This window comes from Marinobacterium rhizophilum DSM 18822, from assembly GCF_000378045.1.
In the GTDB taxonomy this organism is placed as follows: domain Bacteria; phylum Pseudomonadota; class Gammaproteobacteria; order Pseudomonadales; family Balneatricaceae; genus Marinobacterium_A; species Marinobacterium_A rhizophilum.
The window spans coordinates 57886-75110 of the sequence record NZ_KB899111.1; the positions used below are offsets into that span (position 1 = coordinate 57886).

Here is a 17225-nt window from a genome sequence, read left to right on the forward strand (position 1 = left end):
CATAGCCCTACTATGACTCCGCCTCACGCCTTGACTGGCGAAAAAATGAGCGCGTTCTAAAACATCACCAAGAGTGCAACAGTACACTAGATGCTGAACAGCTGCAGATAGGCTTCGGTAATCGGACGGCCCCAGATAATGGCGACCCAGCCTGCGATAGCAAGGTAGGGTCCAAAGGGCAGGGGATTGGCGACCTGGTGCTTGCGCAGCAGTATGAGCGCCATTGCGAGCAGAATGCCCACAACCGAGGATAGCAGGATGATCAGTGGCAGCTGTTCAACGCCGCACCAGGCGCCGAGCGCCGCCAGCAGCTTGAAGTCGCCATAGCCCATGCCTTCCTTGCCGGTCATGAGCTTGAACAGCCAGTAGATGGACCAGAGCGCCAGGTAGCCGACCACAGCACCCCAGAGGGCGGATTCCAGGGTCGTAAAGAGCGTGAAGCTGTTTATGATGAGCCCAAGCCAGATGAGCGGCAGTGTTATGCGATCCGGCAGCAGTTGGTGATCAACGTCAATGAACGTCAGTACAATCAGGGCCCAGCTTAATGCGACCAGGCTGAAGCCCGTGGAGTTGAAGCCGAAATGCCAGATGACATAGCTGCTGACCAGGGCGGTGAGCAGCTCGACCATCGGGTAACGTATCGATATCGGTGCTGAACAGGCCGAGCATTTGCCCCCTAATGCCAGGTAGCTTATCAGCGGAATGTTCTCGTACCAGCGGATACGATGCTGGCAATGGGGGCAGCGCGATGCCGGTACGGCCAGGTTGAAAGCCTCGCTGGCCGGCTCCTCGCTATGTGAGCCTGTATCTGTCGCCATGGCTTGCCACTCCCGCTCCATCATCAGGGGCAGGCGGTGAATAACCACATTCAGGAAGCTGCCTACGAGCAGCGCCACCACAAAGGTAAAAACGATCGCAATCAGCGGGGCGTCTGCCATAAATTCGAAATACATGTATTGATTCAGTCTGGGGTCGAGATTGTTGGATGGTGACGGCAGGCTGCGGTTCGTTGTGGGAGCCCGGTCTTCGGGCGAGCCCGAAGGTGTCGAAAGCTTTATTCGCCCATAGAGAGCGCTCCCACAGTCTCCTACAAAACGTTACCCAGCTGGAAGATGGGCAGATACATGGCGATAACCAGACCGCCCACCAGAACGCCGAGTACCGCCATGATCAAGGGTTCCATCAGGCTGGACAGGGAATCCACTGCATTATCCACCTCTTGCTCGTAAAAGGCCGCGACCTTGTCGAGCATCATTTCCAGCGAGCCGGCTTCCTCACCGATACCGATCATCTGTATGGTCATGTTGGGGAAGATGCCGGTCATCTGGACTGCATTCACAAGCGATTGTCCAGTCGATACGCCGTTACGGATCTGAATAACCGCGTTGCGATAGACCACGTTGCCAACGGCGCCTGCAGCGGAATCCAGAGCCTCGACCAACGGCACGCCAGCGGCAAAGGTCGTGGCCAGTGTGCGTGCGAAGCGGGCGATGGCCGCCTTGTGCAGTATCGTACCCAGTACCGGGATTTTAAGCACCGCGCGGTCGACGAAATCACGAAATTTCTCCGACTTGCGATGGGTGCTCTGAAACAGGTAGCCGAATAGCGCGATGCCAAGCAGTACTACAAACCACCATTTTTGTGCAGATTCCGACAGGTTGACCACGAAGCGAGTAAATGCCGGCAGATCTGCGCCAAAACTACTGAACACGTCGTCAAAAACGGGTACGACCTTAACCAGCAGTATAGCGGTGACAATAATACCGACGATGATTACCGCCGCCGGGTAGGTCATTGCCTTGCGGATTTTTGCTTTCAGGGCCTCGACCTTTTCCTTGTAGGTGGCTATGCGGTCGAGCATGGCATCGAGTGCACCCGACTGTTCTCCGGCCTTGACCAGGTTGCAGTACAGGTCATCAAAGAAAATGGGGAACTTGGACAGTGCCGTGGAAAAGTCAGATCCACCGCTGACATCGTTGCGAATGTCGTAGAGCATTTTTTTGAGTTTGTCTTTCTCCGAGCCCCCGGCAACGATCTCTAGCGCTTGGATCAGAGGAACACCAGATTTCAGCATCGTCGCCATCTGGCGCGTGAAAAAGGCGATATCAAGTGGCTTGATCGCCTTGGAGCGGTTGCTGAAAATGGAGATGCTTTCCTTGGCGACTTTCTTGGGTGTAATGCCCTGGCGCCGAAGCTGGGCCTTGGCCGTGGCAACATTGGCCGCATCGAGCTTGCCTTTGGTGACGTTGCCGCTTTTGTCACGCCCCTGCCAGACAAAGGTCTGCAGTTTGATTTCTTTCGTGGCCATAGTAATCCCTGTAATGACTTACGCTCAGGTAACGATAACCCGGTTCATTTCTTCGAGGCTGGTAAGGCCTCTCGCAACCTTGATCAGGCCGGACCCGCGCAAGGTGCGAAAGCCGTCTGCCTGTGCCACGCGCAGGATATCAAGCGAGTTGCCGTTATTCATGATCACGTTAGCGACCTCTGAACTCATCGGCAGCATCTCGTAAATCCCGACGCGGCCCTTGTAGCCCCGGTTGCATTTCGGGCAACCTTCGGGGTTGGCTTCAAAGAGTGTAGTATTTTCCAGCTGCTCCTGGGTGAAGCCTTCTGCGAGCAGGGCGGCCTCGGGAATATCGGCCGGGCGCTTGCAGGATTCACACAGGCGTCGTGCCAGGCGCTGGGCGATAATCAGCGTGACGGAGGTGGCGATATTGAACGCCGGCACGCCCATGTTGCGCAGGCGGGTCAGGGTTTCGGGCGAGCTGTTAGTGTGCAGCGTCGAGAGCACCATGTGGCCCGTCTGGGCGGCCTTGATGCCGATCTCGGCGGTTTCCAGGTCTCGAATCTCGCCGACCATGACAACATCAGGGTCCTGGCGCAAAAAGGCGCGCAGCGCTTCGGCAAAGGTCAGGCCGACCTTGACGTTGACATGCACCTGGTTGATGCCTTCCATGTTAATCTCCACCGGATCCTCGGCGGTGGAAATATTGCGTTCTTCATCATTGAGAATATTGAGGCCGGTATAGAGTGTCACCGTCTTGCCGCTGCCGGTGGGGCCGGTTACCAGGACCATCCCCTGGGGTTTGGTCAGGGTGGCGAGAAAGACCTCTTTCTGGTCCGGCTCAAAGCCCAGTGCATCGACCCCCATCTTGGCGCTGGCAGGGTCCAGGATACGCAGTACGATTTTTTCCCCCCACAGGGTCGGCAGGCTGTTGACGCGAAAGTCGATGGCCCGTTTGGCCGAGATCTTCATCTTGATGCGTCCATCCTGGGGCATGCGGCGCTCGGAAATATCCATGCGCGACATGACTTTCAGGCGCGCGGCCAGGCGCGGCGCCAGGTTGGCTGGGGGCTTGGCCACTTCCTGCAAAATTCCGTCGATACGGCTACGGATGCGGTAGTGCTTCTCATAGGGCTCGAAATGGATATCCGAGGCGCCATTCTTGATGGCATCCAGCAGTATCTTGTTCACGAAGCGCACGATAGGAGCGTCGTTGGCGGCTTCTTCTGCAGTTTCGGCGGACTCGACTTGCTGGCCTTCGCCGACGTCGAGGTTGTCGAGGTCGGAGTCGGCCAGGTCGTCCAGCGCGCTGTGCTGGTTATCCAGGAAGGCGTCGATCAGCCGGCGCAGTTTGTCTTCCTCGACAATCACGCCTTCGGTGGTGGTGCCCGTATGAAATTTTATCTCGTCCAGCGCCTGGATATTGGTGGGGTCGGCGATGGCGATAAAGAGCCGGTTTTCACGCTTCATCAGCGGTAGCGCATGGTGCTTGCTGATGAGTGCTTCCGACACCAGCCCCTGGGGCAGTGCTTCGCGGGCGATAACATCAAGGTCCAGCAGCGGGAGTCCAAACTCGTCGGAGGCGGCGCAGGCGGCGCGGTGTGCGCTGACCAGGCGCTTTTCGATGATATGGCTGATAAAGGGTTTTTGTGCCGCCCGTGCCTGGGCGATCGCGTCGACCGCAACTTCGGCAGAAAATACACCATCATTTACCAGTCGCTTGGCGAGACCGCTGAGGGGTTGAAAAGCGTTCACCTTGACTCCCGAATTGAACCGTCCGATGTTTGAACTCGATCAGGATGTAACATAGCACTTGCGTGACTCTTTGAAAATGCAGACTATACTGATCCTTGGTCACTGGAGTGTAATAGATATGATACGATTTAGTGCAATGCTATATCGTCGTCAGATTGGATCAAGCTGCCCTTTGTCACAGGGCTGATTGGGTAGAACTGCCTGATCATGGAGACTCATAAAATGGAAAACTCGCTGGAGAAACACAAAATGAACAGAACAGTCAGAACAGGGCAAAAAGGCTTTACCCTGATCGAATTGATGATCGTTATCGCGATCATCGGTATTCTGGCGGCCATCGCGCTGCCGGCTTACCGTGATTACGTGACGCGCTCGCGTGTCACGGAAGGCTTGAGTATTGCCGCGGATGCACAGGTGATGGTTGCGACAGAAGGTACCACCGTTAACGAGCTCTTGAACGCGGCGACGAGTTGGAACGCCCAAGCAACTAATACTGGTGCTTCGAGTAAATATGTTCAATCTGTACAGGTAAATACAGCTACGGGTGTGATTACGATTCTTTACGATGGTGCTGCTACTGGTCTGGGAGCGGCCGGTCTCAACCTTACGTTGACTCCTTTCGTTCGAACCGGACCTCTGCCTGGAGATGCTACGCAGCTTGGAGCTGCTTTACTCGCGGGTACTGCCGGCACGATTGATTGGGCGTGTGTATCTGAAACAAACGTGACAGCAACCACGAACTTTGGAGCTGCAGTGCCGGTAGCTTTGGGCGTAGGTGTTGGTGTTGATCCGCGATTTGTTCCGAACGAATGTCGCTAGATCATAGTAAAATAGGAAATTGCCCCCAAGAAAGAGCCCCGGCATAGGCCGGGGCTCTTTCTTTATTGCAGGCTCCAAGGAATAGGTTTTGACAGACGTTGCCTGGTGTTGGGTTTTTAATCGCTGGAGTCGCTAATCCCTTTGTCTGTTTTCTTGATGGCCTTGCTTGGGTAGGTTTTGTGCACTTGGCTTGGCGTTACCAAAGTATACTATCGTCCCAAGAGCTGCTGGGGCAGACTTGATCGCTATGAAAAGAATAATTCTGCTTGTACTTATTGCGTTGTCCGTCGGCGTAACCCTGTATCTTAATCGGCAGGCTGAACCCGTGCCCGAGAGCGTGCGTGCTGCAGTGGAAGCGCAGCTGGCCAAGGACGCCCGCTTTCCAGCGCGTCCGGTCTGGTGGCAGGATGGGGCCATACTGGCGGTGGGTATGCTGGCTGATGGGGCGCCGAAGGATGCCGCGGCGCTGGATGTTTGCGCGCTATTGCTAAGCCAGGGAATTACCGAGACCTCGGTGGAAGTCTACGATCTGGATAAAATCCGTCAGAGCGAGGACTGGAATTTAATTGGCAAGGCGTCCTGCAAGCCCTAAGTATTCGGCTCGGTCTGTTTTCAGTGGTATTTCGCGAGCAGCTCTTAATGCCAGGAATTAATTATTTGATTCAGATCAAAAAAGGGCGCACTTATCAGTACGCCCTTTTTTATTTTTTCAGCATGTTTCTGAACTATCCGGTATTTAAACCAGCCGCATGGACAGATCCACGGCCTGGCAGTGTTTTGTCAGGGCGCCGATGGATATATAGTCTACGCCGGTTTCGGCGATGGGCCTCAGGGTTGCTTCGCTGATTCCGCCGGAGGCTTCGAGTTTGGCCTTGCCGGCGGTGGTTTTAACGGCCGTGCGCATGTCGTCCAGGCTGAAGTTGTCCAGCATGACGATATCGGCACCGGCATTAAGTGCTTCATCCAGCTGTGCCAGGGTTTCCACTTCGAGCTCCACGGGCTTGCCGGGCTCATTGGTGCGGGCGGTGCGGATGGCTGCGTCTATGCCGCCACAGGCCAGGATATGGTTTTCCTTGATCAGGAAGGCGTCGTACAGGCCGATGCGATGGTTGAAACAGCCACCGCAGGTGACGGCGTATTTCTGTGCTTTGCGCAGTCCCGGCAATGTTTTGCGGGTGTCCAGCAGGCGCACGCCGGTGTCCTTGACCAGGTCCGCATAGTGGCGGCTGATGGTGGCGGTGCCTGAGAGGGTCTGCAGGAAGTTCAGGGCGGCACGTTCGGCAGTCAGCAGCGAGCGGGCGGCGCCTTTGGCTTCAAACAGCAGCTGGTCGGGTTCCACGCTCTGTTCGTCATGCACGTGCCAGGTGAGTTGAACCTGAGGGTCGACCTGGCGAAAGACTTCATTAACCCAGTCGGTACCGCAGATAACGGCGCGCTGGCGCGTAATAACGCGGGCGTGACCCGGTTGTGTGGCCGGTATCAGTTGGGCGGTAATGTCGCCGTCGCCGATATCCTCGGCCAGAGCCAGGGCAACGCTTTCGCGGATGGTATCTTTCAGGTCTTGTTGGGTCAGCATAGGTGTTTGATCTGCAACAGCAATGGAAAGGCGAGAGATGCTAATATAGGCAGAATTCTAGCCCAATCCGGATGTTGCTAATAGGGGTAATTGATGGCGACAGCCAAGCCGCTGCCCGCAGGACTGCTTTCCAGTGCACGTTTTGTGGCAAGCCCGAATCATAATACGCGCCCGGCGGGGTGCGAGGTTTCCTTGCTGGTTCTTCATAATATCAGCCTGCCGCCCGGACAGTTTGGCACTGGATGTGTCGAGCAGTTTTTTTGTAACCGCCTCGATTGGCATGCCCATCCATACTTTCGCAACATCGAAGGCATGGAGGTGTCGGCGCACCTGCTGATTGAGCGCAGCGGTGCCCTGATTCAGTTTGTGCCGCTGGAGTTGCGGGCCTGGCATGCCGGCCGCTCCCGTTTTGAGGGGCAGGCAAACTGTAACGACTTTTCCATCGGGATCGAGCTGGAGGGCACCGACGAGCAGCCCTACACCGATGCGCAGTATCGCGCGCTGGTAGCGGTCACGCTGCAGTTGCAACAGCGCTTCCCGCAGCTGACCGATGCACGCATTGTGGGTCACAGTGACATCGCGCCCGGACGCAAGACGGATCCTGGACCGGCGTTTGACTGGGATCGTTTTCGTGCGCAGTTAGCGCAGGCGCGCCAATGAAGTTTCTGGCGCTGGTAAGCGCTCTGTTCATCAGCCGGCTGCTGTTTAGCCCTCACAGTCAGCCTTATCAGCCGGCAGCCGGCTCAACCCGGGATCGGGTCATCGCTTGGCTTTTCCTGTCCCTGTGTCTCGAAACCGTACTGCTGTTCAGCCTGGATTTTGCCTATGGGTTGCCGGTGTTAGTTCTGGAAATCGCGTTGTTGAGTTATTGGCTGGGGCGCTCCACCCCCGGCAATCTGTTGCGAGACTACGCCGGCCTTTGGGGGCGGGGGGAGTACAGCGCAGCCTCCATGCATGCCGCGGAGCAAATCCGCTTTCATCGTCATGCCGATGCCCAGAGAGAGGTCGAGCGGCCGCAACGGCTGCATTACCGCCTCTGTCAGTGTTACTTGCAGCAGTTGCTGCTCACGCTGTTTGTGCCCTTGTTCTGGTTCTGGCTCGCGGGTATTCCGGGGCTTTTGCTGGCAGTGCTGGTGCAGCCGCAGCTCGAAACCATCAGGCCTGCTTCCCTTGCCTATTGGGTGCAGTGGCTGCCAGTGCGTTTGCTGGGTTTCAGCTTTTTCGTTGTGGGAAGCGGTAACGGTGCCTGGGCCGCGCTGTCGCGGTTGTCGCATCGGCGCAACGATATTCAGTGGTTGTTTCGTGTCGGCTTGGGCGCTATTGGAGACTATGCGGGCAGCCGCGATCTTGCCGGGACCCTGGCGCAGCGCGGGGCCGAGGAGATGGAGGCTCTGCAGCGCCTGGTCGGCCGGGCGCTGACACTCTGGCTGCTGATCATTGCAGCACTGGCCATGGCTGGGCTCGAAATCAGGCTGTATTGAGAATTGTTTTCATTTATTATTTGCCCGCGAAATATTGAATGCTCGCTACCCTCTTCAGTTCTGGTGGGTGCTGGCCTGTTTGAAACCCGAAAAGATATGGATTTGCATGAGTCAGTTGCTGGAAGTCGAATCGGTCAGTTGCGCCTATCAGGACAACGTCGTGGTAAAAGACCTGTCCTTCGCGGTCGCCGCCGGTGAGATCGCCTGCCTGCTGGGTCCCAGTGGCTGCGGCAAAACCACCGTGCTGCGGGCGCTTGCCGGGTTTAACCGCCTGAGGTCGGGCTGTATCCGTATTGACGGTGTACCGGTGTCCAGTGCGGACTATGTGCTGGAACCGGAAAAGCGCCAGATGGGCATGGTGTTCCAGGATTACGCCCTTTTTCCACACCTGAATGTGTTCGAGAACATCAGCTTTGGTCTGGTGTCGGCCTCGCGGGCTGAAAGGGCGCGTGTGGTTGCCGAGGTGCTGGAGCTGGTTCAGTTGCCTGACCTGTCCAGGCGTTATCCGCACGAGCTGTCGGGCGGCCAGCAGCAGCGCGTCGCGCTGGCGCGGGCGCTGGCACCCCGTCCGCAATTGCTGCTGATGGATGAGCCCTTCTCCAACCTGGATACGGAGCTGCGCAAGCAGCTCTCGCTCGAAGTGCGCGATATTCTCAAACATCAGAATATCGCGGCTATCGTTGTGACCCATGACCAGGAAGAAGCGTTTGCGATCAGTGACCAGCTGGGTATTCTGGCCGGTGGCGAGTTACAGCAGTGGGGACGTGCCGAGACATTGTACTATGCCCCGGCGAATCCGCTGGTGGCGGGTTTTGTCGGTAAGGGCAGCCTGTTTGCCGGCGTTTGTGAGAGCGAGACCTGCGTCCAGACCGAGCTGGGTCTGCTGGAGTTTGCAGAGCCTTTCTGCACACCCCGAGGCAGTGCGGTGCAGCTGTTTATTCGCCCCGCAGACCTGCGCCCGGCGGCCGAGGGGAAGGTGCCGGCACGGGTGCTGACCCGGGAGTTTCTCGGGGGAATGACCCTTTATACGCTGGAATTGCCGAACGGGCGCCGGGTTGAGTCTGAAGTGCGCGAGAAGATGGATTACGCGGTCGGTGAGCAGGTGTATCTGCAGGTCTCCGTACACCGCCCGATCGCATTTTTTGATCTGTAATCGGCTAGCAGCCTGTCGGGCTTGGCCGGTCGTAACGAGGGAAAGTCCGTTTTGTTCAGCACATCCATGTGCTTCACCCCTTCGGGGTTTGCACATTCAATCGTTCCCGACGATTGAATGAGGCAGTTTTTGAGCTCTTTTGAGGCGAATAGCGGCTCTATTTAACACTTGCAACGAAGTGTAAAGAACCGCTTTAGCGGGGTCGCAGACCGAGGAGCCTGCGACGAGTAAAAAAGAGTACACAAAATGACCAAAATCGGCTTTTCCGCAGTAGATCAGTGTTAAGCCCTATAGGCTGCTAACCGTTATTCTGTCGCCGGGTTGCGGTAATGGAGCGGCTCAGCAGTATGACCGGCAAAACCCCCACCAGTACAATCAGCAGGGCTGCCAGCGCGCTGCGCTCAAGCATTTCGTCGGATGCGTACTGGTATACGAACGTCGCCAGCGTATCGTAATTGAACGGTCGCAGAATCAGCGTCGCCGGCAGCTCCTTCATGCAGTCGACGAAGACGACCAGCAGGGCGGTCATCAGGCCGCCGCGGATAAGGGGCAGGTGCACCTTCAGCAGCGTCTGTGAAGCGCTATGGCCGAGCGAGCGCGCCGCCATGTCCATGGACGGGGTCACCTTGCTCAGGGAGCTGTCTACCGCACCGTTGGATACCGCCAGAAAGCGCACAACATAGGCCAGAATGATGGCAAAGGTGGTGCCGCTGAGCAGCAGGCCGGTGGACACGTCAAAAGTGCGTCGCATGAAGTCGTCCACGGCGTTATCGAATGCCGCCAGCGGAATAATGACACCCAGCGCCAGTACGGCACCCGGCATCGCGTAGCCCAGGCTTGAAAAACGTACGGCGAACAGCAGCGCCCGCTTCTCGCTGTACAGGCGCTTGGCATAGGCCAGGATCACGGCCAGCACGATCGATAATACGGCGGCGCCGAGCGAGAGGGTAAAGCTGTGGCTGGCGTAGCTGATGAAGTCCTCGGACCAGAGCTGATCGAGATAGGAAGAGGCATACCAGCTCAGCAGGGAGAAGGGCACGATAAAGCCACACAGGACCGGCAGCAGGCAGAAGGTGCTTGCGGCCAGTGCGGCGGCGCCCGTCAGCCTTGTGGGCTGGAGTGTGCTGAAGCGGTCGGCACTGTGAAACTGGCGCTGTTGCGCGCGTGCCATACGCTCCAGCGTAATAAGAATGACCACGAACACCAGCATCAGGCTGGCGATCTGGGCTGCGCCGCCGAGGTTGTACATGTTCAGCCAGGTGTCGTAGATGCCGGCTGTCAGGCTCTTGACGGCAAAGTAGTCAACCGTACCAAAGTCATTGATGGTTTCCATTGCCACCAGGGATACGCCCACGGCGATGGCCGGGCGTGCGATGGGCAGGGATACACGATAAAAGCTCTGCCAGGCTGTGCAGCCGAGTAACCGGCTGGCATCGCGCAGGCTGACGGATTGCTCCAGAAAGGCGGCACGGGTCAGCAGGTAGATATAGGGATAGAGCACCAGCGACAGCATCAGGATCGCGCCGCCGAGGCTGCGTATTTCGGGAAACCAGTAGTCCCGGGCACTCTGCCAGCCGAACAGTGCCCGCAGGGCGCCCTGTACGGGGCCTGCGAATTCAAGCAGGTCGGTATAGACGTAGGCGATCACATAGGCCGGAACGGCAAAGGGCAGCAGCAGGGCCCATTCAAACAGGCGCTTGCCGGGGAAGCTGTACATGGTGACCAGCCAGGCGCTGCCGACCCCTGCCAGAATGGATAGCAGGGCAACGCCGATAATCAGTTCCAGGGTGGTGATGACATAGACCGGCAGCACTGTGCTGGCCAGGTGTACCCAGATGTTCTCGTCGGGAAACAATGCCAGGTAGAAAACGGCCAGCACCGGCAGCGCCACCATCAGCGCAATGCCCCAGGCCGCCGTGTACCATCCCGCAAGGCGTGGACGGGGTTGGCGGGGAGGGCTGTACGCCAGGGTGGCGGTGCCTGCTTTCATCGGTAAGGTTCCTGGTCCTGAAACGGCGAAAAACGATAGCCGGGCAGACTATCGTTTTCGCTCAGTTATGTCGAGCGAGGGTGCCCCGTCAGGGGTGTCCTGCGCGAGCGTGCCGGATCAGTTGTCAAATCCGACTTTGTCCACCAGACGGGATGCCGTGGCGCGCAGCGGTCCCAGTTCGCTCAGGCTGATTTCGTCGCCCTTGAAATTGCCCATGTACTCTTCGATCAGGGCCGAGTTGGGTGTGCCGGGGCGTACCGGGAACTCGGAGTTAACTTCGGCATAAATTTTCTGGGCCTTTTCGGCGGCGAGGAACTCGATCAGCTTGATGGCGTTGTCGCGGTTCGGCGCATGCTGGGTTACCGCGGCGCCGGAGATGTTCATGTGCGCTCCGCGGTCATCCTGGTTCGGGAACACGAGGTTAACGGACTGTGCCCATTCCTTCTGTTCCGGCTGTTCTTCGTTGGTCAGCATTTTGCCGAAGTAGTAAGAGTTGCCCAGCGCGAGATCGCAGACGCCTTCCTTCACGGCCTTGACCTGAGCACGGTCGTTACCCTGGGGTTTGCGCGCCAGGTTGGCCTTGAGGTCTTCGAGCCACTGCTCGGCGTACGCTTCGTCGTGATGCGCAATCATGGATGCGATCAGTGACAGGTTGTAGGTGTGCTTGCCGCTGCGAGTACAGATGCGGCCTTTCCATTTCGGGTCGGCGAGCTCTTCGTAGGTTTTGATTTCGCCGTCCTGCACACGATCCTTGGACGCGTAAATGATGCGTGAACGGGCGGTGAGGCCAAACCAGCGACCTTCGGGGTCACGGTAGTGCTGCGGAATACTTTCATTCAGCACGTCGCTCTGCACGGCGCTGACCAGGCCTTTCTGGGTGGCATCGTACAGCGGGCCGACTTCAGCCGTCAGCAGAATGTCTGCCGGGGAGTTGCGGCCTTCATGCTCCAGTCGCTCCAGCAGTCCCTTGTCGCCGGTGACCAGGTTGACCTGGATGCCCGTTTCCTTGCTGAACTCTTCCAGCAGCGGCTGGATCAGGAACGCCTGACGGTAAGAGTAGATGTTGACTTCGTTCGCGGCCTGGGCGAAAGACGCGGTGCCGGCCAGCGTCAGGGTGGCGGCAGCAAGCAGTGTGCGGGAGCTTTTCATACAGAGACTCACTTTTGTGCGACGTTTTTATGTAAAAGGTAATGCGAACAATTCTTAATAATATTCCAGGCGCTGTCAAGTGAGATGAGTATTATTCTCACTTAACTTGACCAGGATCATGATACGAACCCGGCTGCCGCCAAGGTCCGGGCGTTTGCGCCGCTGATGCAAGCATCAGGTATGTTTGGGCAATTTGTCGGCAAACCTTGCACTTTCGTGGTGAGTCTTGACGGGCACTGCAACTGCCGGCGGCATCGTATTGGCCTTGCCGGCATTGTGTCAGAGTGGTGGAAAGAGTCGTGCCAGCAGGACCGGCACTGCCGTTTCGACGCGCAAAATACGCTGCCCTACATGTATGGGGGCCAGACCTGCCTGCTGCAGCTTTTCAATCTCATAACGGATAAATCCTCCCTCCGGGCCTATGGCCAGGGTGGTGGGTGCCTGCGCAGCGGGAGGGCAGGCTGATGCCTCGTAAGGGTGGGCTACCAGGGCGCGCGTATTGGCAGCGATCATGGGCAGCTCGTCCTCCACGAAGGGCTTGAAGCGCTTGTGCAGCGTTACCTGGGGCAGCGTTGTATCACCCGCCTGCTCGAGTCCCAGCAGCAGTTGCTCTCGCAGAGCTTCATCGCTGAGCAGGGGGGTAGACCAGTAGCTTTTGTCGACCCGGTAGGAGTTGATCAGGCACAGCTTTTTCACCCCCATGGTGGCAATGGTCTGGAGCGTGCGCTTGAGCATTTTGGGGCGCGGCAGCGCCAAGATCAGGGTCAGCGGCAGGGCTGGCGGCGGTTGCTGTTCCAGGCGGGTTTCCAGTTCGATGCTCTGGTCATCGAGTTTCAGCACGCGGGCGGATCCCGTCAGACCGTTGAGCAGCCCTACTTTCAGTTCTTCGCCCACCGCGGGTTTGTGCACCGCGTGGATATGGCTGTAGCGCCGGTCACTCAGGCGTACGATGCCCGGCGCGATAAAGTCGTCTTCAAACAGCAGGATCAGATTCATGGATATGCAGGGTGCAGAGTGCCAGGGCTTTGGGCGCGCAGTATATCAGAACGTTTGCCAGCCAGACTGGGCGAGCTGGGCGTGGAGTTTGCTTTTTGTCACATATCCGTAAATTTTTACGGGTATTGTCATCGGCCTGTAGCAAATGAAGTTGATTTGTAAAGCGGGTTGGTATTATTGTCGTTTTACTTAGGGACGAGCTAAGCAGTAGGCACGAAAATTATAAGTCACCTTATAAAAGAAGGAAGTTGACACTATGGGGATGCGTTTATGAGTAAGAAAATAGCGTTTGTAACGGGTGGTACCGGTGGTCTGGGTACTCCTATCTGTCGCTCTCTGGTAGACCAGGGTTTCACCGTAGTTGCCGGCTATAACAGTGGCGGAAAACATGAAAAGGCGCAGGCCTGGCAGGCCGAGCAGCGCAAGGATGGTTATGAAATCATGATCGCCTACGGCGACGTGACTGACGCAGAGTCCTGCAAGCAGTGTATTGCCAACGTTGAGGAGCAGACTGGCGGCACCGTTGATGTCCTGGTCAACAATGCGGGTATCACTCGCGATGGCCAGTTCAAGAAGATGACATGGGAACAGTGGGACGAAGTCATGTCCGCCAACCTTGACTCCATGTTCCATATGACCCGTGTCGTGATCAACGGCATGCTGGACAAGGGCTGGGGCCGCGTCATCAACATTTCTTCTGTTAATGCGCAGAAGGGCCAGTTCGGTCAGTGCAACTACTCGGCTGCCAAGGCGGGTATCCATGGTTTCACCAAGGCGCTGGCGCAGGAAGTGGCACGCAAGGGCGTAACGGTTAATACCGTGTCACCCGGCTATATCAAGACCGCCATGGTGGCGGCGATCGCACAGGATATCCAGGACAAGATTACTGCGACCATTCCGGTTGGGCGTTTCGGTACGCCGGAAGAGATCGGCCGCCTGGTGGCCTTCGTCGCTGACGAGCAGTCCGGTTATATCACCGGTGCCGACCTGTCCATGAACGGCGGTTTGCACATGTCGTGATGGAACATGCCAGGGCCTTGGCCCTGGTTTGAGCTTTAACGCTCGCGCATAAAAAATCCCGCTATTAGCGGGATTTTTTTATGCCTTTTTTTGATCTTTCACGGCGTTACAACAAACCTTTGAGAGGCTTGTAGAAACGCTGTACCAGATCCGGGTGGCGTCGAGCCATGGGGACGCAGCGCCACTCATATTCGAGCCGCTGCAGGTCTGCCGTTGTCACGGACTCGCTATGTTGCTCCAGTGCCTGTTGCAGGCGCTGCATCTGGTATTCCAGTCGCAGGACCTGGTCGTCTTCCGGTGATGAGAGTCCCAGCTCGATTTCCAGCTGAATACACAGCTGTCGCAGACGCAGGCCGGCTGCTTCGGTCAGTTCCGGCAGCAGCTCGGGTTCCTGCTGGATTTGTCGTGCCAGCGCAAAGCGCTGTTCAATCAGTTCAGCATATTCGTTGCCGCAGCTGTCCAGCGTTTCCCAGCGGGCCTGGAGTTGCTCCAGTACGGCTGTATCCGGGTCATCGGCCAGCAGCTGCGCTTCCAGCTCGTCGCAAAGTTCGATGCGCAGTCGCAGCGCCGTATAAGCGCTGCCATCCTGTAGCTGTACCAGATCAGCGCGTTGGCGTTCAAGCTGCTGCCGGGCATCGTCAAAGCGGCGCAGGTAGGGTGTGCTGAAGTCTTCGTCGAGCTCACAGAAACGGGTAATGCTCTGGGGCAAGACCTGTTCCAGCTGGGCGCGGCTGCAGGGCGCTTGCAGCAACTGTTCCAGCTGGCGGCAAATCTGCTCAGCGCATTCGCGCTGCTCTGCACGCAGCTCGCGCCCGCGTTGCTGGCTTTCTCCCAGACGCGAGAAGAGGGTGTCGCAATGGGCGCGAAAATGTTTCCACAGCCGGTGCTCCTGGCTGCGGAAGGTTTTGCCCGCGTCTTTCCATTGCTGTTGCAGTTGTTTGGCCTGCTGTGCTGCTTCCTGCGGATCTTCAGCCTCGCGCAGGGCTGCGACCTGGTCGACCAGGTCGCGCTTGAGTTCCAGGCAGGCGTGATAGTGGTCGTGGAGTGGACCATCGAGTTGCTGCAGTAGCTGGTTGAACCGCTCCTGTGCCTGCTTGCCCGGCCCCCGGTCGACGGGTGAATACTGCTTCCATTCATCCTTGGCGGCGCGGCTGATAGTATCGATGGCACTCCAGTCGGCCTGATCCCAGTCGATGCTGGCGATGTAACTTTCCAGCTGGTCGCAGATAACACCACGCTGTACCAGGTTTTCGCGCCGGCGTTCACCCTGCGCCTGGAAATAGGCTTCGCAGGGTGCATAAGCCTGGTCCGAGGCGTTCTTGAAGCGCCGCCAGATTGCCTGCGCATGGAAGGGATCTGTGCTGTCGAGCACCTTCCACTGTTGCTGCAGGCGGCGGATGGCGTCGGCCAGTTCCGTCACGTCGAGTTCGCTGCCGATCAGGGCTTCCATATCCGCGCACAGCTGCTCTTTTTTCGGCGTTACGGCGTAGCCCTGCCAGTCCCTGAGTTCAAGCAGCCGGGCATGCAGCTGCTTGAAACGTAGATCCAGTGACGCTGACGCGTTGCCATTCAGCATTTCCAGGGCTTGGGCGGCCCGTTCATGGTACTTGCCTGCCTGTTTGACGTGGCCTTCTGAAATGGCCTTTTCGAGGCGGTCGAGCTGCTCCTGCAGGCTTTGCACCAGTCCCTGCTCCTGGTCCTGCAGTGCCTTGTGGCGCGCATCAATCGCCTGCAGGCGCTGCTTGGCCTGCTTCAGGGTATCTGGCTGTGCCAGTGCCTGTGGCCAGTTGATCTTCTGCAGCAGGCTGTTAATGCGTTGTTGCTGCTTGCGAAGCACCGCCGGGCTTGCATCGTCTACCGGTTGAGCCAAAACGCGCTGCAGGTCGGTCTGGGCCTGTTGCAACGCCTGGGCGCTATGTGCAGTGTGCTCTATGCGTGCCAGGATCTTGCGTGCGCTTGTTGCCCTGGCGGCATCATCGGCTGAGTCATTGCTGAACTGGGCGTGGTCAAGGGCGTCCCATTGCTGCTGCCAGGCGGTGAGTTCGGCGCTGAGGGTCTCAGCGTCCAGGCGGGTATTCGCCAACGCTTCATGGCTGCGTTGTTCGATCGCTTCGAGTTGTTGCAGCAGCTGCTCGCAGTGTTCCTGATAGTCTTTCTGGCGACGCTGCAACTGTGCTTTGGCATCGGCCTCTGCCTGCATTCTGGCGGCGCGTTCCCGGCAAATCAGCAGGGCCTGCTGAAAGCGATCTTCCAGTGCATCTGCGGAGGATTCCAGCTTCCGCCATTCCTGGCTAAGCGCATCGATGCGGGCGCCGTACAAAGGCATCAGTTCGCCTTCGGCCAGCTGCTCCATGCGCTCTACGCGCTCTAGCCTGTCGGCTTGCAGGGCCTGCTGGGCGCGTACCTGCTCGCGCAGCTGCTGCAGCTTTTCCCGTGTTACACGGTACACCGCCTTGTCGCGCTGGCGCATCTGGCGGCCGACGCGTTCGAGTGACTCTTCGCTTTCGAGGCGTTCCGCCGCCAGACGTCGCATCTGGGCACTCTGTGCATTCAGTGTCAGCACTTCGAGGTTGCTTTCATCGCGTACGCGCAACACCGCGGCCTGCTGCAGAGCGCTTTGGCCCGTGTGCAGGGCGATATGGGTCAGCAGGTCCTGATCCTGGATTACCTCGATGCAGGACAGTTGCTGCTCGGTCGTGAGTGCGCTGGTTTCACCGGCCACCAGGTTACACAGCTGGTCGGTGGCGACATGCCGAATGGCAGGGTCCTGCTCGCTGGCAATGACGCGCAGTAACAGTTCTGGCTCTTGTAACCGCGCGACAGCGGCCTTGCGAACGTCGGGGCTCTGATCCGTCTGAGCCAGCCTGGCGATTATTTCGAGTTGGTCGGGGTGTTCCGTCAGCATCGAGCTGATTGCACGTATCCGTACGTCCGCCTTGTTGCTTTGCCACTTGGGCCTGAAAAACTTCGCAAACATTGGTAGGGGGGTCCCGGCATTA

14 protein-coding genes are annotated in these 17225 nt (G+C 57.9%); 6 read left to right on the top strand and 8 right to left on the bottom strand.

The annotated features are described in order from the left end of the window. Positions 1-86: 86 nt before the first annotated feature. The 3 genes from F451_RS0120425 to pilB all read right to left on the bottom strand — a co-directional run bounded on the left by F451_RS0120425 (position 87) and on the right by pilB (position 4042). The gene (locus F451_RS0120425; protein ID WP_020683278.1) at positions 87-953 is read right to left on the bottom strand and encodes a prepilin peptidase; all 867 of its coding nucleotides are present in this window, start codon (positions 951-953) and stop codon (positions 87-89) included. Positions 954-1087: 134 nt separating this feature from the next. Then, positions 1088-2308 carry a type II secretion system F family protein gene (locus F451_RS0120430; protein WP_020683279.1) on the bottom strand — a complete coding sequence of 407 codons (1221 nt, stop codon included), beginning with the start codon at positions 2306-2308 and terminating at the stop codon, positions 1088-1090. Positions 2309-2332: 24 nt separating this feature from the next. Beyond that, positions 2333-4042 carry a type IV-A pilus assembly ATPase PilB gene (gene pilB, locus F451_RS0120435; protein ID WP_020683280.1) on the bottom strand — a complete coding sequence of 570 codons (1710 nt, stop codon included), beginning with the start codon at positions 4040-4042 and terminating at the stop codon, positions 2333-2335. Positions 4043-4264: 222 nt separating this feature from the next. On the opposite strand from pilB, the gene F451_RS0120440 reads away from it, so the two are divergent. Both F451_RS0120440 and F451_RS0120445 read left to right on the top strand, forming a co-directional pair. Next, positions 4265-4861 carry a pilin gene (locus F451_RS0120440; RefSeq protein ID WP_020683281.1) on the top strand — a complete coding sequence of 199 codons (597 nt, stop codon included), beginning with the start codon at positions 4265-4267 and terminating at the stop codon, positions 4859-4861. Between the two features lie 247 nt (positions 4862-5108). Beyond that, a complete protein-coding gene (locus tag F451_RS0120445) occupies positions 5109-5453 on the top strand; it encodes a hypothetical protein (protein WP_020683282.1) in 345 nt (114 codons plus the stop codon). Between the two features lie 144 nt (positions 5454-5597). On the opposite strand, the gene nadC is transcribed toward F451_RS0120445, so the two are convergent. Next, a complete protein-coding gene (nadC, locus tag F451_RS0120450; RefSeq protein WP_020683283.1) occupies positions 5598-6437 on the bottom strand; it encodes a carboxylating nicotinate-nucleotide diphosphorylase in 840 nt (279 codons plus the stop codon). A 93-nt stretch (positions 6438-6530) separates the two neighbouring features. Between nadC and ampD the strand changes: the two genes are divergently transcribed. The 3 genes from ampD to F451_RS0120465 all read left to right on the top strand — a co-directional run bounded on the left by ampD (position 6531) and on the right by F451_RS0120465 (position 9071). Further along, complete coding sequence (ampD, locus tag F451_RS0120455) at positions 6531-7097, top strand: 1,6-anhydro-N-acetylmuramyl-L-alanine amidase AmpD (RefSeq protein ID WP_020683284.1); 567 nt, start codon at positions 6531-6533, stop codon at positions 7095-7097. Beyond that, positions 7094-7918, top strand: coding sequence for a hypothetical protein (locus F451_RS0120460; RefSeq protein WP_020683285.1), 825 nt, complete (start codon positions 7094-7096; stop codon positions 7916-7918). The genes ampD and F451_RS0120460 overlap by 4 nt, the downstream gene beginning before the upstream one ends. A gap of 106 nt (positions 7919-8024) precedes the next feature. Further along, positions 8025-9071, top strand: a complete 1047-nt coding sequence (locus tag F451_RS0120465; RefSeq protein ID WP_020683286.1) for an ABC transporter ATP-binding protein — start codon at positions 8025-8027, stop codon at positions 9069-9071. Positions 9072-9369: 298 nt separating this feature from the next. Here the strand turns inward: F451_RS0120465 and F451_RS0120470 are convergent, their stop codons facing one another. From F451_RS0120470 to F451_RS0120480, 3 genes are all read right to left on the bottom strand, one after another. Beyond that, a complete protein-coding gene (locus F451_RS0120470; RefSeq protein ID WP_020683287.1) occupies positions 9370-11061 on the bottom strand; it encodes an ABC transporter permease in 1692 nt (563 codons plus the stop codon). Positions 11062-11178: 117 nt separating this feature from the next. Beyond that, positions 11179-12210, bottom strand: a complete 1032-nt coding sequence (locus F451_RS0120475; protein WP_020683288.1) for a Fe(3+) ABC transporter substrate-binding protein — start codon at positions 12208-12210, stop codon at positions 11179-11181. A 279-nt stretch (positions 12211-12489) separates the two neighbouring features. Continuing rightward, on the bottom strand, positions 12490-13206 hold the full coding sequence (locus tag F451_RS0120480) for a 16S rRNA (uracil(1498)-N(3))-methyltransferase (protein ID WP_020683289.1): 717 nt from the start codon (positions 13204-13206) through the stop codon (positions 12490-12492). Between the two features lie 270 nt (positions 13207-13476). Between F451_RS0120480 and phbB the strand changes: the two genes are divergently transcribed. After that, positions 13477-14226: an acetoacetyl-CoA reductase gene (phbB, locus tag F451_RS0120490; protein WP_020683290.1), complete on the top strand. Its 750-nt coding sequence runs from the start codon at positions 13477-13479 to the stop codon at positions 14224-14226. 106 nt (positions 14227-14332) lie between these two features. Here phbB and F451_RS0120495 read toward each other — a convergent pair whose 3' ends face one another. After that, entirely contained in the window at positions 14333-17203 is a 2871-nt protein-coding gene (locus tag F451_RS0120495; RefSeq protein ID WP_020683291.1) for a DUF349 domain-containing protein, read from the bottom strand. Positions 17204-17225 lie beyond the last annotated feature (22 nt).